The sequence below is a fragment of the Streptomyces sp. CA-181903 genome (assembly GCF_050937075.1).
In the GTDB taxonomy this organism is placed as follows: domain Bacteria; phylum Actinomycetota; class Actinomycetes; order Streptomycetales; family Streptomycetaceae; genus Streptomyces.
In genome coordinates this window covers 1,590,967-1,612,168 of the sequence record NZ_JBNJLY010000001.1, presented here as the reverse complement: position 1 = coordinate 1,612,168, position 21,202 = coordinate 1,590,967, and the positions used below count along the sequence as shown (strand labels likewise).

Annotated in this window: 15 protein-coding genes and 3 pseudogenes; 13 read left to right on the top strand and 5 right to left on the bottom strand. The window is 73.7% G+C overall.

The genetic code is table 11. From position 1 onward, the window contains the following. Positions 1-31 precede the first annotated feature (31 nt). A complete protein-coding gene (locus ACQEVS_RS06950; protein ID WP_433016657.1) occupies positions 32-1,834 on the bottom strand; it encodes a glycoside hydrolase family 15 protein in 1,803 nt (600 codons plus the stop codon). Between the two features lie 431 nt (positions 1,835-2,265). On the opposite strand from ACQEVS_RS06950, the gene ACQEVS_RS06945 reads away from it, so the two are divergent. The 9 genes and pseudogenes from ACQEVS_RS06945 to ACQEVS_RS06905 all read left to right on the top strand — a co-directional run bounded on the left by ACQEVS_RS06945 (position 2,266) and on the right by ACQEVS_RS06905 (position 13,515). Further along, positions 2,266-3,918, top strand: a complete 1,653-nt coding sequence (locus ACQEVS_RS06945; RefSeq protein WP_433016654.1) for a CTP synthase — start codon at positions 2,266-2,268, stop codon at positions 3,916-3,918. 82 nt (positions 3,919-4,000) lie between these two features. Further along, positions 4,001-4,629: pseudogene (locus ACQEVS_RS06940) on the top strand (NUDIX domain-containing protein). A gap of 254 nt (positions 4,630-4,883) precedes the next feature. Beyond that, positions 4,884-6,994, top strand: a pseudogene (locus tag ACQEVS_RS06935) (tetratricopeptide repeat protein). Between the two features lie 184 nt (positions 6,995-7,178). Then, on the top strand, positions 7,179-8,294 hold the full coding sequence (ald, locus tag ACQEVS_RS06930) for an alanine dehydrogenase (RefSeq protein WP_004954062.1): 1,116 nt from the start codon (positions 7,179-7,181) through the stop codon (positions 8,292-8,294). A 342-nt stretch (positions 8,295-8,636) separates the two neighbouring features. Then, a complete protein-coding gene (locus ACQEVS_RS06925; RefSeq protein ID WP_078588259.1) occupies positions 8,637-9,761 on the top strand; it encodes a ParA family protein in 1,125 nt (374 codons plus the stop codon). Beyond that, the gene (locus ACQEVS_RS06920) at positions 9,746-10,294 is read left to right on the top strand and encodes a hypothetical protein (RefSeq protein WP_433016651.1); all 549 of its coding nucleotides are present in this window, start codon (positions 9,746-9,748) and stop codon (positions 10,292-10,294) included. Before ACQEVS_RS06925 ends, ACQEVS_RS06920 begins: the two co-directional genes overlap by 16 nt. Before the next feature lie 461 nt (positions 10,295-10,755). Beyond that, positions 10,756-11,643: a segregation and condensation protein A gene (locus ACQEVS_RS06915; protein ID WP_433016648.1), complete on the top strand. Its 888-nt coding sequence runs from the start codon at positions 10,756-10,758 to the stop codon at positions 11,641-11,643. A gap of 80 nt (positions 11,644-11,723) precedes the next feature. After that, complete coding sequence (gene scpB / locus ACQEVS_RS06910) at positions 11,724-12,290, top strand: SMC-Scp complex subunit ScpB (protein WP_433027328.1); 567 nt, start codon at positions 11,724-11,726, stop codon at positions 12,288-12,290. Then, positions 12,290-13,515: pseudogene (locus tag ACQEVS_RS06905) on the top strand (pseudouridine synthase). The gene scpB and the pseudogene ACQEVS_RS06905 overlap by 1 nt, the downstream one beginning before the upstream one ends. Positions 13,516-13,578: 63 nt before the next feature. On the opposite strand, the gene ACQEVS_RS06900 reads toward ACQEVS_RS06905, so the two are convergent. Beyond that, a complete protein-coding gene (locus ACQEVS_RS06900) occupies positions 13,579-14,277 on the bottom strand; it encodes a nucleotidyltransferase domain-containing protein (protein ID WP_433016645.1) in 699 nt (232 codons plus the stop codon). Positions 14,278-14,592: 315 nt separating this feature from the next. Then, a complete protein-coding gene (locus tag ACQEVS_RS06895; protein ID WP_433016642.1) occupies positions 14,593-14,955 on the bottom strand; it encodes a DUF952 domain-containing protein in 363 nt (120 codons plus the stop codon). 256 nt (positions 14,956-15,211) lie between these two features. Between ACQEVS_RS06895 and ACQEVS_RS06890 the strand changes: the two genes are divergently transcribed. From ACQEVS_RS06890 to der, 4 genes are all read left to right on the top strand, one after another. Then, positions 15,212-16,297 carry a prephenate dehydrogenase gene (locus tag ACQEVS_RS06890; protein ID WP_433016639.1) on the top strand — a complete coding sequence of 362 codons (1,086 nt, stop codon included), beginning with the start codon at positions 15,212-15,214 and terminating at the stop codon, positions 16,295-16,297. Between the two features lie 155 nt (positions 16,298-16,452). Beyond that, on the top strand, positions 16,453-17,181 hold the full coding sequence (gene cmk, locus ACQEVS_RS06885) for a (d)CMP kinase (RefSeq protein ID WP_433016636.1): 729 nt from the start codon (positions 16,453-16,455) through the stop codon (positions 17,179-17,181). Between the two features lie 50 nt (positions 17,182-17,231). After that, entirely contained in the window at positions 17,232-17,819 is a 588-nt protein-coding gene (locus ACQEVS_RS06880; RefSeq protein WP_433027325.1) for a lysophospholipid acyltransferase family protein, read from the top strand. 64 nt (positions 17,820-17,883) lie between these two features. Further along, positions 17,884-19,344: a ribosome biogenesis GTPase Der gene (der, locus tag ACQEVS_RS06875; RefSeq protein WP_433016633.1), complete on the top strand. Its 1,461-nt coding sequence runs from the start codon at positions 17,884-17,886 to the stop codon at positions 19,342-19,344. A 300-nt stretch (positions 19,345-19,644) separates the two neighbouring features. Here der and ACQEVS_RS06870 read toward each other — a convergent pair whose 3' ends face one another. Both ACQEVS_RS06870 and ACQEVS_RS06865 read right to left on the bottom strand, forming a co-directional pair. Further along, complete coding sequence (locus ACQEVS_RS06870) at positions 19,645-19,983, bottom strand: hypothetical protein (protein ID WP_433016630.1); 339 nt, start codon at positions 19,981-19,983, stop codon at positions 19,645-19,647. A 287-nt stretch (positions 19,984-20,270) separates the two neighbouring features. Next, positions 20,271-21,074, bottom strand: coding sequence for a hypothetical protein (locus ACQEVS_RS06865; protein WP_433016627.1), 804 nt, complete (start codon positions 21,072-21,074; stop codon positions 20,271-20,273). Positions 21,075-21,202 lie beyond the last annotated feature (128 nt).

Below are 21,202 nucleotides of genomic sequence, written 5' to 3'. Positions count from 1 at the left end.
CGGGCCGTCCGGCCCGCCCGTCCGTCCGGCGTCAGCCGCCGAAGGCGCTCGACGCCGTCAGCCGCAGCGCGGTGTCGATCAGCGGGACGTGGCTGAACGCCTGCGGGAAGTTGCCGACCTGCCGCTTCAGGTGCGGGTCCCACTCCTCCGCGAGCAGGCCCAGGTCGTTGCGGAGGGCCAGCAGCTTCTCGAAGAGCTGCCGGGCCTCGTCCACCCGGCCGATCATCGCGAGGTCGTCGGCGAGCCAGAACGAGCAGGCCAGGAAGGCCCCTTCGTCGCCCTCCAGGCCGTCCACGCCCGCGTCCTCGCCGGCCGTCGGGTAGCGCAGCACGAAGCCGTCGGAGGTGGACAGCTCGCGCTGGATCGCCTCGATGGTGCCGATGACGCGCTTGTCGTCCGGCGGCAGGAAGCCCATCTGCGGGATGAGCAGCAGCGAGGCGTCCAGCTCCTTGGAGCCGTAGGACTGCGTGAACGTGTTCCGTTCCTTGTCGTAGCCCTTCTCGCACACGTCCCGGTGGATGTCGTCGCGCAGCTCGCGCCAGCGCTCCAGCGGGCCGTCCACGTCACCGGACTCGATGAGCTTGATGGTGCGGTCCACCGCCACCCAGGCCATCACCTTGGAGTGGACGAAGTGCCGGCGCGGGCCGCGGACCTCCCAGATGCCCTCGTCGGGCTCGTTCCAGTGGTCCTCCAGGTAGCCGATCAGCCGCAACTGGAGGAGGGAGGCGTAGTCGTTGCGGGCCAGGCCCGTCATGTGCGCCAGGTGCAGCGCCTCGGTGACCTCGCCGTAGACGTCCAGCTGGAGCTGGCCGGCCGCGCCGTTGCCCACCCGGACCGGCCGCGAGTTCTCGTACCCCGGCAGCCAGGTCAGCTCCGCCTCGCTCAGCTCCCGCTCGCCCGCGATGCCGTACATGATCTGGAGGTTCTCGGGGTCGCCGGCGACGGCACGCAGCAGCCACTCGCGCCAGGCGCGGGCTTCTTCGCGGTAACCAGTGCGCAGCAGCGACGACAGGGTGATCGCGGCGTCCCGCAGCCAGGTGAAGCGGTAGTCCCAGTTGCGGACGCCGCCGATCTCCTCCGGCAGGGACGTGGTGGGGGCGGCGACGATGCCGCCGGTGGGCGCGTAGGTCAGCGCCTTGAGCGTGATCAGCGAGCGGACGACGGCGTCCCGGTAAGGGCCGTGGTACGTACAGTGCTCGACCCACTCCCGCCAGAACTCCTCGGTGGCCTCCAGCGAGCCGTCCGGGTCGGGCAGCGCCGGCGGGCCGCTGTGCGAGGGCTGCCAGCTGATGGTGAACGCCACCCGCTCACCGGGGGAGACGGTGAAGTCGGAGTAGGTGGTGAGGTCCTTGCCGAAGGTGTCGGCGGTGGTGTCCAGCCAGACGGAGTCGGGCCCGGCGACGGCCACCGTGCGGTCGCCGACCTTGTGGACCCAGGGCACCACCCGCCCGTAGGAGAACCGCATCCGCAGGGCGGAGCGCATCGGCACCCGGCCGCTGACGCCCTCGACGATCCTGATCAACTGCGGTGCCCCGTCGCGCGGGGGCATGAAGTCGATGATCCGGACGGTCCCGCGGGCGGTGTCCCACTCGGATTCCAGGACCAGTGAGTCGCCCCGGTAGCGGCGGCGGTCGGCCCGCGGTGGCGCGGCCCCCGAGGGGTGCGCCGGGCCGATCCGCCAGTAGCCGTGCTCCTCTGTTCCCAGCAGCCCGGCGAACGCCGCGTGGGAATCGAACCGTGGGAGGCACAGCCAGTCGGCCGTGCCGTCCCTGCAGACCAGGGCGGCGGTCTGCATGTCGCCGATGAGTGCGTAATCCTCGATACGCCCGGCCACGTCATCTCCAGTCGAACGGCATCGTGACCCCAAGGGGGCCTCTGGCGGTCAAGCGATCTTCGACGAGCTCATGTTCCGGAAGGGGTGGGTGCACACCTCCCAGCGGTGGCTGGGGCTCAGGGGTGCCGTGCCGGCCGGCTCGCTCCGTGTGTCCGTGCAGGATACGACGCCGAGTTGGGCGACGCGCGACGGTTGGCCGGGGAATCTGTGCCGAATGGGTGGCCCGGGACACACGGGCCGCGAGGCCGTGACGCACGGTCCGCGAGCCCGTCGCGCCGCGTCACCGGCGGCGCCCGCCCCGGGGCGCTGATACCCTGGTACCCCGTGGACCGGTGGGCGCAAGACCCCTCGACCGCAGCGACGGCACCCCCGCAAAGACGCCGGGTGAGCGCCGGTACGCACCTCCACCTCGCGACCACGGGAGACCCCCTTTGGCCATTGCCGCTAAGCCCACGACGACCAAGCACCTCTTCGTCACCGGGGGTGTCGCCTCCTCGCTCGGCAAGGGGCTGACCGCCTCCAGCCTGGGTGCGCTGCTCAAGGCCCGGGGTCTGCGCGTGACGATGCAGAAGCTCGACCCGTACCTGAACGTCGACCCGGGCACGATGAACCCGTTCCAGCACGGCGAGGTGTTCGTCACCAACGACGGTGCCGAGACCGACCTGGACATCGGCCACTACGAGCGCTTCCTCGACGTCGACCTCGACGGCTCGGCCAACGTCACCACCGGCCAGGTGTACTCCTCCGTGATCGCCAAGGAGCGGCGCGGCGAGTACCTGGGCGACACCGTGCAGGTCATCCCGCACATCACCAACGAGATCAAGCACCGCATCCGGCGGATGGCGACCGAGGACGTCGACGTCGTCATCACCGAGGTCGGCGGCACGGTCGGCGACATCGAGTCGCTGCCGTTCCTGGAGACCGTCCGCCAGGTCCGCCACGAGGTCGGCCGCGACAACGTCTTCGTCGTGCACATCTCGCTGCTGCCCTACATCGGCCCCTCCGGCGAGCTGAAGACCAAGCCCACCCAGCACTCGGTGGCCGCGCTGCGCAACATCGGCATCCAGCCCGACGCGATCGTGCTGCGCGCCGACCGCGAGGTGCCGACCGCCATCAAGCGCAAGATCTCGCTGATGTGCGACGTCGACGAGGACGCGGTGGTCGCCGCCATCGACGCCAAGTCGATCTACGACATCCCGAAGGTGCTGCACGCCGAGGGCCTGGACGCCTACGTCGTCCGCAAGCTCGACCTGCCGTTCCGCGACGTGGACTGGGCGCAGTGGGACGACCTGCTGGACCGCGTCCACCAGCCGGACCACGAGGTCACCGTCGCGCTCGTCGGCAAGTACATCGACCTGCCGGACGCCTACCTCTCGGTCACGGAAGCCATCCGAGCGGGTGGCTTCGCCAACCGTGCGCGGGTGAAGATCAAATGGGTGACGTCGGACGACTGCGTCACCCCCGCGGGTGCCAAGAAGCAGCTCTCCGACGTGGACGCGATCTGCATCCCGGGCGGTTTCGGCGAGCGCGGCGTCAACGGCAAGGTCGGCGCCATCACCTACGCCCGTGAGAACAAGGTCCCGCTGCTGGGCCTCTGCCTCGGTCTGCAGTGCGTGGTCATCGAGGCCGCGCGCAACCTGGCCGGCATCACGGACGCCAACTCGACCGAGTTCGAGCCGGCCACCGCCCACCCGGTGATCTCCACCATGGCCGAGCAGATGGACATCGTCGCCGGCGAGGGCGACCTGGGCGGAACGATGCGCCTGGGCATGTACCCGGCCAAGCTGGCCGAGGGCTCCATCGTCCGCGAGGTCTACGACGACCAGCCGTACGTCGAGGAGCGCCACCGCCACCGGTACGAGGTCAACAACGCGTACCGCGGCGAGCTGGAGAAGAAGGCGGGCATCGTCTTCTCCGGCACCTCCCCGGACAACAAGCTGGTCGAGTACGTCGAGTACCCGCGCGAGACGCACCCGTACCTCGTCGCCACCCAGGCCCACCCCGAGCTGCGCTCCCGGCCGACCCGGCCGCACCCGCTGTTCGCCGGTCTGGTGAAGGCCGCCGTTCGGCGTCAGCAGGGCTGATCTGTACGGTTGACCGGGGTGAGCCCCTCCTTTCCGGAGGGTCTCGCCCCGGTTTTTTTGTCGTCGGAACTGGAGGACGCGGATGCCGCGCATCAAGGACACTGCCGAGGAATGGCGGATCACCGCCACGGAGACGCCGTTCGTCGGCGCCAAGACCAGCGCACGCACGGACGTCGTCGTGATGCCGGACGGCACCAGCGTCAGCCGCGACTACCAGGTGCACCCGGGATCCGTCGCCATCCTCGCCCTCGACGAGCAGGACCGCGTACTGGTGATCAACCAGTACCGGCACCCGGTGCGGCACCGGCTCTGGGAGCTCCCGGCCGGGCTGCTGGACGTCCCCGGTGAGAACCCGCTGACCGCCGCCCACCGGGAGCTCTACGAGGAGGCGCACGTCAAGGCCGAGGACTGGCGGGTGCTCACCGACGTCTTCACCTCGCCCGGCGGCTGCGACGAGGCCCTGCGGATCTACCTCGCCCGGGACCTGTCCGACGTGGAGGGGAGCGGTTCGAGGTGTCCGAGGAGGAGGCGGACATGGAGGTGGCGCGGGTGCCGCTCGCGGACCTGGTGCGCGGGGTGCTCTCCGGTGAGCTGCACAACACGTGTCTCGCCGTGGGCGTGCTGGCGCTTTCCGCCGCTCGGGCCGGGGACGGGATCGAGGCGCTGCGGGCGGCCGACGCTCCTTGGCCTGCGCGGCCGTTCGAGGCGTAGGGGGGTTTGCCCCGGTCCCGCCCCTTCGCCGATTCCTGGGGCTGATGCCCCGGACCCCGAAACCGCGCTCCGCGCGGTTGTCCTTGAACTCCCCCAGAGGGGGGCACCCCCAACGGGCTGGATGCCGGGCCGAAAAGGCGATCGTCGTACGAGTCGGGGCCCGGCGTCCGCGGGGGCGCGGGCGTTTCAACTACGCTCGGCCCGTGGAGACCGACAACCTCACGGCTGTCCACCCGGAGCGGGTGGGCCCCGGCGTGCGCCCGCGCCGGCCGGACGCGCCCGTGACGGGCGTCGCGCTCGCCGGCGCGGGCCTGTTCACCGGCCGCGACCGGGAACTGAAAGAGCTTCGGGCGGACATCGCCCGTACCGGCCTGGACACCCTCTCCGGCCGCAAACCGCCCCGCAGCCGGGTCCTGCTCGTCGCCGGACGCCCCGGTTCCGGGCGCACCGCGCTCGCCGAGGAGCTGGCCCGGCGGCTGGAGCGGGACTACCCGGACGGAGTACTCCGCGCGCGCCTCACCGACGCCGACGGCACCCCCGTCCCCACCGACCGCACCGCCCGCGCCCTCCTCGCCGACCTCGGCGCCACCGGCACCGCGCCCGCCGGGGCCGAGGAGGACGAGCTCACCGCCGCCCTCCGGGCCGCCCTGGCCGGCCGCCGGGTGCTGCTGCTCCTGGACGACGCCTCGGGCGCCGCCTCCGTGGAGCCGCTGCTGCCCGACGAACCGGGCTGCCTGGTCGTCGCCGTCGCCCGGGGGCCGCTGACCGGCGTCACCGACGTCCGGCCGTGCACCCTCGGCGGCCTGGAGACCACCGCGGCCGTCGACCTCCTGGAGCGGTTCGCCGGTCCCACCCGCATCACCTGTGACCCGATGGCCGCCAGCGCCGTCGTCGAGGAGTGCGCCGGGCAGCCCGCCGCGCTGGTCCTGGTCGGCGGCTGGCTGGCCGCCCACCCCAAGATGTCCGTCGCCGACGCGGCCCGGCGGCTGCGCGAACTCCCCGTCCCCGAGGGGCACGACGGCACCACGGGCCGCCCGCTGGCCCGCGCCCTCTGGCTCGCCTACGAGGCGCTGCCCGCGCTGAACGCCCGCATACTGCGGCTGCTCGCGCTGGCCCCCGCCGGTCCCGCCGACGCGCACACCGCCTCCGCGCTGGCCGGCTGCTCGGTCTCCGCCGCCCAGGCCGCGCTGGACGACTTCGTCGCCCGCGGCCTGCTGCGGCCGGTGCCCGTCGACGGCGTGCCGGGGGAGCCCGCCGCGCTGCCCCCGCAGTACCAGGTGCCCGGCTGCCTGGCCCCGCTGCTGAGGGCGCTGCTGGAGACCCAGGACCGGCCCGCCGAGGTGGAGCTGGCCCGGGCCCGGATGCTCGAACGGGTCGTCCGCCAGCTGCACTCCTGCCGCGCCGCCGCCGAGCTGACCGACCCCTCCGTCCGCCGCCGGGTGGCCGAGCTGCCCCGGCCGCTGCGCTTCCCGTCGGCGCGGGTCGCCGAGGAGTGGCTGCGCTCACGGCTGCCCGCCCTGCTGGCCGCCGCCCGGCTGGCCGTCGAGGACGGCGGCCTGGACACCCTCGCCCGCCGCCTGGTCTCCGCGCTGACCCGGGCGCTCTCCGCCCACCTGCCCCCGAGGAGGCCGGGCCCGAGCAGTACGGGCTGCACCGGCTCGTCCTGGACGTGGCCGACCGCCGCGAGATGGCCCTGGAGAAGTCCGCCGCCCTGCTCAACCTGGGCGACCTGGACACGGGAGCCGGACGCGTCCGGATGGCGCTCGACCGCTACCGGGAGGCGCTGGCCGCCGCGCGCGCGTGCGGCGACCCGTACGCGACGAGCCGTTCCATGGAGTCGATCGCCGCCTCCTACCAGGAGCTGGAGGACTGGGCCCGGGCCACCGACTGGTACCGGCGGGCGCTGGAACTGCGGCTCACCCGCGGTGAACTCGCCGACGAGGCACGGCTGTACGGGCGGCTCGGCGCGGTGCACGCCCTGGCGGGGGAGTGGGGCGAGGCGCTGCGCACCTGGCGGGCCGCGTCCGCCGCCTGCCGCCGGCTGCGCGACCGGCCCGGGCACGCGCGGGCGCTGAGCGAGGCCGCCGTGGCGCTGGAGCACCTCGGCCGGCCGCAGGACGCGGTGCGCACCGGTCTGGAGGCGGCGGAGGGCGCCCGGCGGGCCGGCGACGGGCGGCTGGAGGCCGCCGTCCGGCTGCGGCTGGCGGACACCCTGGAGCGGCTGGCCGACCAGGCCGGCGCCGAGGCACAGCGGCGGACGGCGGAGGGGCTGCTCCGGGAGCCGGCGGAGGCCGAAGCGGAGGAGGCCGGGGGGAGCGGTTCCGGCCCGGGCGGGCCCTCGGGAGGGCTTGAGCCGAACGCCTGATGGGTACACGCCGGGTAACCTGCGAAACCGATGGCAGTTCCAGAAAAGTTTGTTGCTTTGCAAGGCTAGACAGCTCGACATCCTTCATTAGACTGGTTGCGCCGCGGTCGACGCGGTCTGCTCTGGTATGCCGTGGCATTTCCGGATTAGCCTGAAAACCCCTGATTCAAGGACCGTGATCGACGTGAAGGTCGGCATCCCCCGCGAGGTCAAGAACAACGAGTTCCGCGTGGCCATCACCCCCGCCGGTGTGCACGAGCTGGTGCGCAACGGCCACCAGGTCTTCGTGGAGAAGGGGGCCGGTCTGGGCTCCTCCATCACCGACGCCGAGTACACCGGCGCCGGCGCGGCCATCCTGGACTCGGCCGACGAGGTCTGGGCCACCGCCGACCTGCTCCTGAAGGTCAAGGAGCCGATCGCCGAGGAGTACCACCGCCTCCGCAAGGGCCAGACCCTCTTCACCTACCTGCACCTGGCCGCCTCCCGTGAGTGCACGGACGCGCTGCTGGAGTCGGGCACCACGGCCATCGCCTACGAGACCGTCGAGCTCGCCAACCGCGCGCTGCCGCTGCTCGCCCCGATGTCCGAGGTCGCGGGCCGGCTGGCCCCGCAGGTCGGCGCCTACCACCTGATGCGCTCGGCCGGCGGCCGCGGCGTGCTGCCGGGCGGCGTCCCGGGCACGGCGGCCGGCAAGGCCGTCGTCATCGGCGGCGGCGTCTCCGGCTGGAACGCGGCGCAGATCGCGGTCGGCATGGGCTTCCACGTGACCCTGCTCGACAAGGACATCAACAAGCTGCGCGAGGCGGACAAGGTCTTCGGCACCAAGGTGCAGACGATCGTCTCCAACGCCTACGAGCTGGAGAAGGCCGTCGTCGAGGCCGACCTCGTCATCGGCGCCGTCCTGATCCCGGGCGCCAAGGCCCCCAAGCTGGTCACCAACGAGCTCGTCGCCAAGATGAAGCCCGGAAGTGTACTTGTCGACATTGCGATCGACCAGGGCGGCTGCTTCGAGGACTCGAAGCCGACCACCCACGCGGAGCCGACCTTCACCGTCCACGACTCCGTGTTCTACTGCGTCGCCAACATGCCGGGCGCGGTGCCGAACACCTCCACCTACGCGCTGACCAACGCCACGCTGCCCTACATCGTGGAGCTGGCCAACCGCGGCTGGCAGGAGGCGCTGAGCCGGGACGCCGCGCTCGCCAAGGGCCTCAACGTCCATGAGGGACAGGTCGTTTACGGCCCCGTCGCCGAGGCGCACGGCCTTGCGCACGTCGAACTGAGCGCGCTGCTCGGCTGAGGCGTCAAACCGCCCCTGAGGGGAATCACCACCGGCAGGGCCTTGTCCGCAAGGCCCTGCCGGCCGTGTTTGGTGCCGGATTCGGGTCGGTTTTCCCGTGGCGTCCACCGTTCGGAAAACTTGCGGGTGATACCCCGAACACCCTTGACAGAAGGGTGTTCGATTGCCGACACATCGTGCCGTCTCCGGCGGATTGTGTTGCTGCGGACCGCCGACACGCCATAGAGTCGCAGACCGTCGGCATGGTGCCACGCTGACCTATCTAGATGTTTCCTGGTCACCAAGGAGGTAGGACGACTTGTGAATGAGTCGACATTTGCTCCCGGGGGTGGTCACCCAGGAATTCCTGCGCAGGGCCGGAGCCCCGTGGGGCTCCACGCTGTCGGCTCCGTCGCTGTCCAGACCTTCGCAGCACAGCAGGACATCCAGAGCATGACGACAGCCCACCCGAGCATGGACGGTCTACACGTGAACGCCATGGCCGGCGACCGCGGCGGTGATCCCGCCCGTCTCGCCGACTACGAGGAAGTGCCCGACGGGCACTTCTACGACCCCGACGCGGAGTACGAGCCCGACCCGGAGTACGCGGCCACCCTGGCCCCCGACGCCGCCCGCCAGCGCCGCGAGCGCATCGGTCCCACCGGCCGCCCGCTGCCGTACTTCCCCATCCCGGGCCCGCTGACCGACCACGGCCCGGCGAAGATCATCGCGATGTGCAACCAGAAGGGCGGGGTCGGCAAGACCACCTCGACCATCAACCTGGGCGCCGCGCTGGCCGAGTACGGCCGCCGGGTGCTGCTCGTCGACTTCGACCCGCAGGGCGCGCTCTCCGTCGGACTGGGCGTCAACCCGATGGAGCTCGATCTGACGGTCTACAACCTGCTCATGGAGCGCGGGATGTCGGCCGACGAGGTGCTGCTGAAGACCGCGGTGCCCAACATGGACCTGCTCCCCAGCAACATCGACCTGTCCGCCGCCGAGGTCCAGCTCGTCAGCGAGGTCGCCCGGGAGTCCACGCTCCAGCGCGCGCTCAAGCCGCTGATGGCCGACTACGACTACATCGTGATCGACTGCCAGCCTTCGCTGGGCCTGCTGACGGTGAACGCCCTGACGGCCGCTCACAAGGTCATCGTCCCGCTGGAGTGCGAGTTCTTCGCCCTGCGCGGCGTCGCCCTGCTCACCGAGACCATCGAGAAGGTCCAGGAGCGGCTCAACCCCGAGCTGGAGCTCGACGGCATCCTCGCGACGATGTACGACTCGCGGACCGTGCACAGCCGCGAGGTGCTCGCACGGGTGGTCGAGGCGTTCGACGACCACGTCTACCACACGGTCATCGGCCGGACCGTCCGCTTCCCGGAGACCACCGTCGCCGGCGAGCCCATCACCACGTACGCCTCCAACTCCGTGGGCGCCGCCGCCTACCGCCAGCTCGCCAGGGAGGTGCTCGCCCGGTGTCACGCCGAGTGAGTCTGCCCGGCGCCGACGAGCTGTTCCGCACCACCGGAGGGGTGGGGCTCCAGTCCTCGGCCCCCCGCAGACAGGCCAAGACGCCCGCCGACGGCGCTCCCGCCCCCGCCGCCGCGCGGGTGCCCGGGCCGGCGGCCGCGGAGCCCGACACGGCGCCCGCCGCGCCCGCCCCCGAAGGGGCCGCCGACCAGGACGCCGCCGAGCGCCGGCTGGCCGCGGACGGGCGCGAGCGCCCGGCGCCGCGAAGTGTCGCCGCCGCCTCCCGGGCCGCCGAGCCGGCCGCGCCCCGGCGCCGCGGGCGGGCCGCCAACCGCCGGCCCAGCGGGCGGGAACGCCACGACGAGAAGATCACGGTCTACGTCTCCGCCGAGGAGCTCATGGACCTCGAGCACGCCCGCCTGGTGCTGCGCGGCGAGCACGGGCTCGCGGTGGACCGCGGCCGAATCGTGCGGGAGGCGGTCGCCGTCGTCCTCGCCGACCTCGAGGCGCGCGGCGACGCGAGCATCCTCGTGCGGCGCCTGCGCGGTCGCTGAGCGACTTCGCCGCTAACCTGCCACGGGCGGGCCCCCGCCCGCGCCGCACCGGCCCCGACGGGCCGCCGGATCATCTCGCTCCCCTGGACCACTCCCGCATGCCCACCGCCGCCTCCTCGCCGCCGCCTCCTTCCCGCCGCCCGCTGGGCCGGGGGCCGGGCGCGCGGCCCGGCCCGCCGGAGGCGGAAGGTTTCGCCGCGGCGGGGGCCGTGGACGCAACCGGCGTCAGGGCCGGGGCCGGGGCGGACGGCCCGGCCGCCCCCACGCCCCTCGGAGCGCCTACGGCGCCCGAGGCGGAGCGTTCCCCAACCCCGCCCCTTCCCATTTCCGGGGGCAAGCCCCCCGACCCCCCGAGCGGCTCCGCCGCGAGGGGGGCGCTGCCCCGGCCGTACCGGTGTCGGGCGCTGCCCCGGCCGTACCGGTGTCGGGCGCTGCCCCGGCCGTACCGGTGTCGGGCGGCGATGGTGACGGCGGCCGTCGCGTCGGGGGCCGGGGGCGGAGCCCACGGTTTCGGGAAGGGGCGGGGCCGGGGAAGAACCCACCCCGACAGCAGCCGCTTCACGCTGCACCTCGACAACTTCGAAGGCCCCTTCGACCTCCTCCTCCAGCTCATCGCCAAGCACAAGCTCGACGTCACCGAAGTGGCCCTCTCCCAGGTCACCGACGAGTTCATGGCGCACCTCCGCGCCATGGGCCCCGACTTCGACCTCGATCAGACGACCGAGTTCCTCGTCGTCGCGTCCACGCTGCTGGACCTCAAGGCCGCCCGGCTGCTGCCCGCCGCCGAGGTGGAGGACGAGGGCGACCTCGCCCTGCTCGAAGCGCGGGACCTGCTCTTCGCCCGGCTGCTGCAGTACCGCGCGTACAAGCGGATCGCGGCGATCCTCGAGGAGCGGATGGCCACCGAGGGCCGCCGTCACCCGCGTACCGTCGGTCTGGAGGCGCGGTTCGCGGAGCTGCTGCCTGAGGTCGTGCTCGGGATCGGGCCGGAACGGTTCGCCGCGCTCGCGGTGAAGGCGATGCAGCCGAAGCCCGCGCCGCAGGTGTACGTGGACCACATCCACGCGCCGCTGGTGAGCGTCCGGGAGCAGGCCGAGGTGGTGGTCGCCAGGCTGCGGGAGGCGGGCGAGGCCACCTTCGCGGACCTGACCGCCGACGCTGCGGACGACCTCACCGTCGTCGCCCGCTTCCTCGCGCTCCTGGAGCTTTACCGGGAGCGGGCCGTCGCCCTCGACCAGGAAGAGGCACTGGGGACACTGACCGTCCGCTGGACGGGGACGGACGGCGGCACACCTGTGGTCACCGATGAGTTCGACCGGGAACCCGAAGAAGAGGAGGCGGCGGAGTGAGCACCGGCAGCAGTACGGACAGCGGTACGACCGGCGTCGTGGGCGCGCTGCCCCTCGGGCCCGCCCTCGAGGCCGTCCTCATGGTCGTCGACGAGCCCGTCACCGAGGAGCACCTCGCCCGGATCCTCGAACGCCCGCGCCGCGACATCGCCGCCAGCCTGCGCGCGCTGGCCGACGAGTACACCGCGCAGGGCCGTGGTTTCGAGCTGCGGGAGGTCGGCGGCGGGTGGCGGTTCTTCAGCCGGGCCGCCTACGCGGACGCGGTCGAGGCGTTCGTCCTCGACGGGCAGCAGGCCCGGCTGACGCAGGCCGCGTTGGAGACCCTGGCCGTCGTCGCGTACCGTCAGCCGGTCAGCCGTTCGCGGGTCTCCGCGGTTCGCGGGGTGAACTGCGACGGCGTCATGCGCACCCTCCTCCAGCGGGGCCTCGTGGAGGAGACGGGGACGGAACCCGAAACAGGTGCGATCCTGTACAGGACGACGAACTATTTCCTGGAGCGGATGGGCCTGCGCGGTCTGGACGAGCTTCCCGAGCTCGCACCGTTCCTCCCGGAGGCGGACGCGGTCGAGGGCGACTCCCAGGAGGGGGTCCCGTCGTTCGATCCGGACGCCCCGGACACCGAAGCGGACGACAAGACGGAACTTTGATGCGAAGCAGCGGCAGGAACAGCGGAAGCGGCAACCGGGACAACCGGGGCGGCGGCGGCCGAAGCGGCGGCGGCCGGAGCGGCGGGTCCCCCGCCCGTCCTCCGGCGGCGGGCGTGCGGGCGGCGGCCGCTCCGGCGGCGGGCGCTACGACGCCGGCCGCTCCGAGGGCGGGCGCTCCGAGGGTGGACGCTACGAGCGTCGCGACGACCGGCAGGACGGCCGGCGCGACGAGCGGCGGCCGGAGCAGCGCCCGCGCCGTCCGCGCCCGGAGGAGCGCCGTTACGACGTCGGCCCCGACGCCGGGCGCGGGAGCGGCCCGTCCTCCGGCCGGGGCGCCTCGGCCCGCGGCGGCGCCAAGGGCGGCCCGCGCCGCAGCCCGGCGGCCGGCGACGGCCGGCGGACGGCCCCGGCGCGCCCGCGCGAGCTCGACGCCAAGATCGAGGAGCGCAACCGGGAGCGGCACAACAAGCCCCAGGTCAAGCTGCCGAAGACGTTCGGCGAGCAGGAGGGCGAGCGCCTGCAGAAGGTGCTGGCCCGGGCCGGCATGGGCTCCCGCCGCGCCTGCGAGGAGCTGATCGAGCAGGCCCGCGTCGAGGTCAACGGGCAGATCGTCACCGAGCAGGGGCTGCGCGTCGACCCCGAGAAGGACGAGATCAAGGTGGACGGCCTGACCGTCGCCACCCAGTCGTACCTGTTCTTCGCGCTCAACAAGCCGGCCGGCGTCGTCTCCACCATGGAGGACCCGGACGGCCGCCAGTGCCTCGGCGACTACGTCACCAACCGCGAGACCCGGCTGTTCCACGTCGGCCGCCTCGACACGGAGACCGAGGGCATCATCCTGCTCACCAACCACGGTGAGCTGGCCCACCGCCTCACGCACCCCCGCTACGGCGTCCAGAAGACCTACCTGGCCGCCATCACCGGGCCGCTGCCGCGCGACATCGGCAAGCGGCTGAAGAGCGGCATCGAGCTGGAGGACGGCTACGCGCGCGCCGACGACTTCCGGGTCATCCAGCAGACCGGCAAGAACTACCTGGTCGAGGTCACCCTGCACGAGGGCCGCAAGCACATCGTGCGCCGGATGCTGGCCGAGGCGGGCTTCCCGGTCGAGAAGCTCGTCCGCACCTCGTTCGGGCCGATCGCCCTGGGCGACCAGAAGTCCGGCTGGCTGCGGCGGCTCACCAACACCGAGGTGGGCATGCTGATGCGCGAGGTCGAGCTCTAGACCGCGGACGGGGAGGGGCGTCCGGGTCTTCCGGGTCCCCTCCTCCCCTCCTCGGCGGGCGCCTCAGCCCACCGAGGCGCGCCGGACGCGGATCAGGAAGTCCTCCACCCGTGCCCGGTCCGGCTCCGCGGGCAGCGGCGTCCGCGCCGCCGCCGCGTCCGCCTCGTCGCGCAGCCGGGCGATCCGCCGCCCCACCTCCGGCCACGGCACCTCGCCCCGCCGCACGGCCAGCAGCCGCTCCCGTTCGGCGCCCACGTCCAGGACGAGGGCGCCGTCGCGCAGCAGGTCGCGGGCGCTCGCCAGCAGCCGCAGCAGGTGCATCGCGTGCTTCCAGCGCGGGGCGCCGTGCTTCCGCGCGCTCGCGTCGAGCTTCGCCCGCTGCGAGTCCGCGTATCCCGTGAACGAGCGGTGGACCAGCCGGGAGAGGAAGGCCGCGCGCAGCGACAGCAGCTCCCGGCCGGTGGCGTCGGCGTGCTCCACGAGCGGCGAGTGGAGGCACTCCAGGATGTTCGGGTTGCCGCGCAGCGCCAGCTCGCAGAACCGCTCCAGCTCCCACGAGAACTGCTCCTCGGCCGGCCCCTCGACGTGCGCCGGCGGCTTCTCGAACCGCCAGAACAGGGCGGCCGGCGCGGCGTATACGCCACGCCGGTCGGTGTCGCTCGCCTCCGTCGCCAGCCCGAAGGCGCGGGAGCCCATCACACAGGAGTAGACCGTGTGCCGGGCGACGAGCCGGTGGGCCTCCGCGGCCGGGTCCGGGTGCATGGCCGCGATCCTGCCCCGGGTTGCCGGGTGGTGTCACCGGGATTTCCGCCGGGCCGCGCCGCCGGGCCGCGCCGGGGGGACTCGCCGTCCGGAGCCGTTGTCCGGACTCGCCGTCCCGTCATCCCGGCCCGTTCCCGTCACTCCGGTCAGCCGGCCACGAGGACCCGCCGCCCCGGCCGCGCCGGCCGTTCCCGCCGCCCCGGCCACCCCGGCCGTTCCCGCCGCTCCGGAAGTCACCCGGCCACCCGGTCACCCAGCCACCCGATCACCCGGCCACCCCGGCCGCCGCGCGGACCGCGACCGTCCCCCGGCCGCCTACGACCACACCGCCAGGCCCACCGCCCGCCCGTCCTCGTCCCGCTCGATCTCCATCATCCCCTCGACCGCGTCCCGGTTGATCCGCCCGTAGACGTGCGGGAACAGCGTGCCCGGCGCGGTGCCGGGCGGTGGGGCCGGGTCGGCGGCCTCCCAGCGGACCAGGACGCCCAGCTTGTGCTCGTCGATCAGCAGCGCCATCAGCGGCCCCTTGACGTCCCGGTAGAACGCGGAGGCCACGGCGAGCGTCGTCTCCTCGTCGGGGGAGCAGTGCACGAAGCCCTCCTCGTCGAGGGAGGCGGGGGCGAAGGGGCGGTCGGGGACGGCGAGCCAGTCGTCCAGGGGAACCACGTGAAAGATCATGCCCCCCTTCTACCCGAAGGGGCCGCCGCAGTCCCGGCGGCCCGCTCCGCGCGGGGTACGTCCGGCGGCCCCGCGCCCGGCCCGGCCGGGGACGCCCTAGGCTGGGCCCGCGGGGGCCGTCCGGACGCCGCCGGGGCGCGCCCCGGAGTTCACCGGGCCGGGCCGGGCTCCCCGCGCCCGTCGTGACCGCCCGTCCCGCGACCGGAGCCGCCCGAGTGCACCGGGCTCCGCCGCGGCCCTGCGCAAGGACCCGCCCGTGAGAACCGCCCTCGTCATCGGCACCGGACTGATCGGCACCTCCGCCGCGCTCGCCCTGGCGGGCCGGGGGGTCCGGGTCCACCTCAGCGACCACGACCCCGACCGGGCCAGGATGGCCGCCGCCCGGGGCGCCGGCACCGAGGCGGAGCCGGAGGGCCGCTGCGACCTCGTCGTCGTCGCCGTGCCCCCCGCGCACATCGCCGCCACCCTCGCGGAAGCGATCGGGGCCGGCCGGGGCCGCGCCTACCTCGACGTCGCCAGCGTCAAGGGCGGCCCGCGCCGGGAGCTGGAGGCGCTGGGCTGCGACCTCTCCGGCTACCTGGGCACCCACCCCATGGCGGGCCGGGAGCGCTCGGGCCCGATGGCCGCCTCCGCCGACCTGTTCGAGGGCCGTCCCTGGGTGCTGACCCCGACCCGGGAGACCGACACCGAGGTCCTCAACATCGCCCTCGAACTGGTCTCCCACTGCCGGGCCGTCCCCGTCGTCATGGACGCCGACGCCCACGACCGGGCCGTCGCGCTCGTCTCGCACACCCCGCAGCTCGTCTCCAGCATGGTCGCCGCCCGGCTGGCGGAGGCCGACGAGACGGCCGTCCGGCTGTGCGGCCAGGGCATCCGGGACGTGACCCGGATCGCCGCCTCCGACCCCCGCATGTGGCTGGAGATCCTCGCCGCCAACCCGGGCCCGGTCGCGGACGTCCTCGCCGCCGTCGCCACCGACCTGGAAGGGACGGTACGGGCCCTGCGCGCCCTCGACAGCGCGGGCGACTCCGCCGACGAGGAGGCGGCGGCGGGCCTGGAGGACGTGCTGCGCCGCGGCAACACCGGCCGGGCCCGTGTTCCCGGCAAGCACGGCTCGGCCCCGGCCGCGTACGAGACGGTGACCGTCCTCATCGGCGACCAGCCGGGCGAGCTGGCCCGGATCTTCGCCGACGCGGGCCGGGCCGGCGTCAACATCGAGGACGTGCGCATCGAGCACGCCACCGGCCGGCAGAGCGGCCTGATCCAGCTGATGGTCGAGCCGAAGGCCGCCGACGGCCTCGCGGACACCCTCCGGGAGCGCGGCTGGTCGCTGCGCCAGTAGCCAGTAGCCAGTAGCCAGTAGCCGGCGGCCGGACAGCCTGCGGGCGGGGGCCGGGGAGCGCGGCTGTACGGGCCGCTCCGGCGAGCCAGTAACCTTGGGTGAGCCCCCAACGGGCCCAGCCAGGCAGCGACGACCCGCCGCCGTGCACGAGGAAGGTGTCAGACACCGTGGAAACCGCCGCCCGGACCGCACCGGCAGCAGTCATCGTCGCCATCGACGGCCCCTCCGGCACGGGCAAGTCCAGCACCTCGAAGGCCGTCGCCGCCAAGCTCGGCCTCCGCTACCTGGACACCGGCGCCCAGTACCGGGCGATCACCTGGTGGATGCTGAGCAACGGCGTCGACGTGAACGACGCCGCGGCCGTGGCCGCCGCCGCGGGCAAGCCCGACCTCGTCTCCGGCACCGACCCGTCCGCGCCCACCATCACGGTCGATGGCCTGGACGCCGCCCAGCCGATCCGTACCCAGGAGGTCACCGCGGCGGTCAGCGCCGTCAGCGCGGTGCCCGAGGTGCGGACCCGGCTCACCGAGCTCCAGCGGTCGATGGCCGCCGAGGCGCCGCACGGCATCGTCGTCGAGGGCCGGGACATCGGCACCACCGTCCTCCCCGCCGCCGACCTGAAGATCTTCCTCACCGCCTCGCCGGAGGCCCGCGCCGCCCGCCGCGCCGGTGAGCTCAAGGGCAAGGAAGCCGCCGACCTGGCCGGCACCCAGGCCGCCCTGATCAAGCGGGACGCCGCCGACTCCGGCCGCAAGACCTCCCCGCTCGCCAAGGCCGGGGACGCGGTCGAGGTCGACACCACCGAGCTCACGCTCGACCAGGTGATCGAGTGCGTGGTCACCCTGGTGGAGGAGAAGCGGTCCACGGGGGCGCTGCCCGCGTGACCGCCTCCGCCGCCGGTGCGGCCGTCGGGAGACGGATCGGCATCGGCCTGATGAACGGGCTGTGGAAGCCCCGCGTGCTGGGCGCCTGGCGGGTGCCCGCGGCGGGGCCGGTCATCATGGCCGTCAACCACTCCCACAACCTCGACGGCCCGATGCTGATGGGGACCGCGCCCCGGCCGGTGCACTTCCTGATCAAGAAGGAAGCGTTCGTCGGCCCGCTGGACCCCTTCCTGCGCGGCATCGGCCAGCTGAAGGTCGACCGCTCCGGCGCCGACCGGACCGCGATCACCGGCGCGCTGGACGTCCTCGCGGCCGGCGGAGTCCTCGGGATCTTCCCCGAGGGCACCCGGGGCGAGGGCGACTTCGCCTCGCTGCGGGCCGGGCTGGCGTACTTCGCGGTCCGCTCCGGGGCGCCCGTCGTCCCGGTCGCCGTCCTCGGCAGCGCCGAGCGCGAGGGCCGCCTGGTCCGGGGCCTGCCGCCGCTGCGCACCCGCGTCGACGTCGTCTTCGGTGACGCCTTCGAGGCCGGCGACGGCAGCGGGCGGCGCACGCGCACGGCGCTGGACGAGGCGACCGTACGCATCCAGCGGCGGCTGAGCGCGCACCTGGCGGACGCCAAGCGCTTCACCGGCCGCTGAACGAAACTTGAGTAGCGGACCCGTCAGGGCCGCCGACGACGAAGAAGAACGAGGAACGGACTCCATGAACGACCAGATCCACACCGGCGACGAGCACGGTGAGCTTGGCGACGCCGAGTACGCGGAGTTCATGGAGCTCGCCGCTCTGGAGGGCTTCGGGGCCGACGAGATCGAGAGTGAGCTCGCCGCCGCCGGTCACGGCCCGCTGCCCGTCCTCGCCGTCGTCGGCCGTCCCAACGTCGGCAAGTCGACCCTGGTGAACCGCATCATCGGCCGCCGCGAGGCCGTCGTCGAGGACCGCCCGGGCGTCACCCGCGACCGCGTCACCTACGAGGCCGAGTGGGCGGGCCGCCGCTTCAAGGTCGTCGACACCGGCGGCTGGGAGCAGGACGTCCTCGGCATCGACGCGTCCGTCGCCGCCCAGGCCGAGTTCGCCATCGAGGCCGCCGACGCGGTCGTCTTCGTCGTCGACTCCGCGGTCGGCGCCACCGACACCGACGAGGCCGTCGTCAAGCTGCTCCGCCGGGCCGGCAAGCCCGTCGTGCTCTGCGCCAACAAGGTCGACGGCCCGTCCGCCGAGGCCGACGCCACCGCCCTGTGGTCGCTGGGCCTCGGCGAGCCGCACCCCGTCTCCGCCCTGCACGGCCGCGGCACCGGCGACATGCTGGACGCCGTCCTGGAGGCGCTGCCCGAGGCCCCGGCGCAGACCTTCGGCGCCGCCGTCGGCGGCCCCCGCCGGATCGCGCTGATCGGCCGCCCGAACGTCGGCAAGTCCTCGATGCTGAACAAGGTGGCGGGCGAGGAGCGCGTCGTCGTCAACGAGCTGGCCGGCACCACCCGTGACCCGGTCGACGAGCTGATCGAGCTCGGCGGCAAGACCTGGAAGTTCGTGGACACCGCCGGCATCCGGCGCCGCGTCCACCTCCAGGAGGGCGCCGACTACTACGCCTCGCTGCGCACCGCCGCCGCCGTGGAGAAGGCCGAGCTGGCCGTCGTCCTCATCGACGCGAGCGAGTCCATCAGCGTCCAGGACCAGCGGATCGTCACCATGGCGGTCGAGGCCGGGCGTGCGCTGGTGCTCGCGATCAACAAGTGGGACACCCTCGACGAGGAGCGCCGCTTCTACCTGGAGCGGGAGATCGAGACCGAGCTCGGCCAGATCGCCTGGGCGCCGCGGGTGAACGTCTCCGCGAAGACCGGCCGGCACATGGAGAAGCTCGTCCCGGCCATGGAGACCGCCCTCGCCGGTTGGGAGACCCGGGTGCCCACCGGGCGCCTCAACGCCTTCCTCGGCGAGCTCGTCGCGGGCCACCCGCACCCGATCCGCGGCGGCAAGCAGCCCCGCATCCTCTTCGGCACCCAGGCGGGCACCCGCCCGCCGCGGTTCGTCCTCTTCGCCTCCGGCTTCCTGGAGGCGGGCTACCGGCGCTTCGTCGAGCGGCGCCTGCGGGAGGAATTCGGCTTCGAGGGGACGCCGATTCACATTTCGGTGCGGGTGCGGGAGAAGCGCGGTCGCAAGAAGTAGGCGGCGGTCGGGCGGGGGTGTGTGGCCGGGGGTTCGGGGGTTGCCCCCGGGAGAAGGCAGCCGGCTTCGAGGGGACGCCGATCCACATCTCGGTGCGGGTGCGGGAGAAGCGCGGCCGTAAGAAGTAGGCGGCGGTCGGGCGAAAAGGTTCCGGCCCACGGGTCCGGGGCTGCCCCGGAGAGTGCGGTCGGTCGGCCGCGGTTCCGGGGTCGCCCCCGGGAGGTCGTGGCAGGAGCCGGAAGGGCCGTCGCCCCGCCCGGCTCCTGAATGAGGACGGGGACCCGCTGCCCGGCAGGGCGTTCAGTAGCCTCGCCGGCGCCCGTCCGGATTGCCCGGTGGGAGGGCCTGGAGGCCGGTGCGGCCCCGGCCCTGGGCGGGGTAGCCGTCCCAGCCGTCCGTCCAGCCGGACTGGCCGGGGTAGGGGGAGTGGCCGGTGAGCCGGCCGTAGTAGCCGCCTTGGCCGGTGCCGCCGCCGTAGGGCTGCGGCTGGGGCCCGAAGCCCTTGAACGCCAGCTCCTCCTCGCCCGCCCGGTCGCCGGGGAGCGTCCGGAAGGCCCGGCGGTACTCGGAGCAGAGGGCGTCGTAGATCGGGGTCACCGACTCCGTACGGCCGCGATCGGCTTCGCGGGGTGGGCGCATGCCGGGGATGTAGTTCTGGTACGAGGTCCGGGAAGCGGGTTCGTAAGGGTACACATCCCTGCCAACGACCCCGGGCCGCTTCGGATGCGGGGCGGAGCGCGCCGGGTTACGCGGGAACCGGGGGAAACGGGGGTGCGCCGGGTGCACGGCGGGGCGCACGCCGTCGATCACGTGCCCGCCGTTCGTGCGGCCGCCGCCCGTGCGGCTTCCGCCAGTGCGCCGGCCACCGGTACGACCGCTACTGGTACGACCGCCACCGGTACGACCGGCGGCCGGGCGTCTGCCGGTCAGGTGCCCGCGAGCGGCATCGCCGCGCCGACCAGCCGCCCCGAAGCCGCCGCGCGGTCCAGCGCCTCGCGGAGCAGGTCCTCGCGCGGCTGCTGGCCGATCGTGCCGACGGGCGCCGCGTACACCAGGACCCGGCCGGTCTTGTTGACCGCCGACCGCCACTCCTCGGCCACCTGCATCGGCTGGTGCGCCTGCCACCAGGCCACCGGCTGGCCCCCGTTGACGTTCGGCTGGAGGACGGCGTGCAGCCGGCCCGTCACCAGCAGCACCGACCAGCCGGGGGTGAGGTCGGGCAGCTGGTCGATGGCGGTGACGGGGGCGAAGCCCTGCTCGTTGAGGAGCTCCAGGAAGACGTCGACCGGGCCGGTGGTGCCCGGCCGGGCGATGGGGACCAGCGGCTCGACGACGAGCGCCGGCTGCACCTCCCCGTTGATCAGCAGCAGGCCGCTGGTGACGCCCAGTTCGGCCTGGAGCGGCAGGTCGCCCGGGGGCTGCCCGCCGGCCTGCCCGCCCTGCTGCCCGGCGTCGCCGCCGGTGATGGAGCGGACGGCGCCCTGGAGCTGCTCCTCGGAGACCGGCACCACCTGCGAGGGGATGCAGGAGGCGTGTGCGAAGGCCAGGACGGCCGTCTCCTCCCCGACGAAGAGCACCGTGCTGGTGCGCTCCCGCTCGCTGTCGCCGGGCGTGCGGCAGGAGGTGCAGTCGTACGTGCCCGGGGCGTTGTCGCCCCCGAGCAGTCGGTCCGCTTCTTCGTCGCCGATCTCGGCGCGTACTTCGTCGCTGACGTCGAGCATGCGAGGCACGGGGGGCTCCTCGGACTTCCGGTGCGGTTGCGCGCGCACCGGGCGGTTCCCGGCGCGTCACGAAGACAACGGACGACGCGCGGCCGGGGTCACGCCCTGTGCCGGGGCGCTTCACGGCATCGGGGACG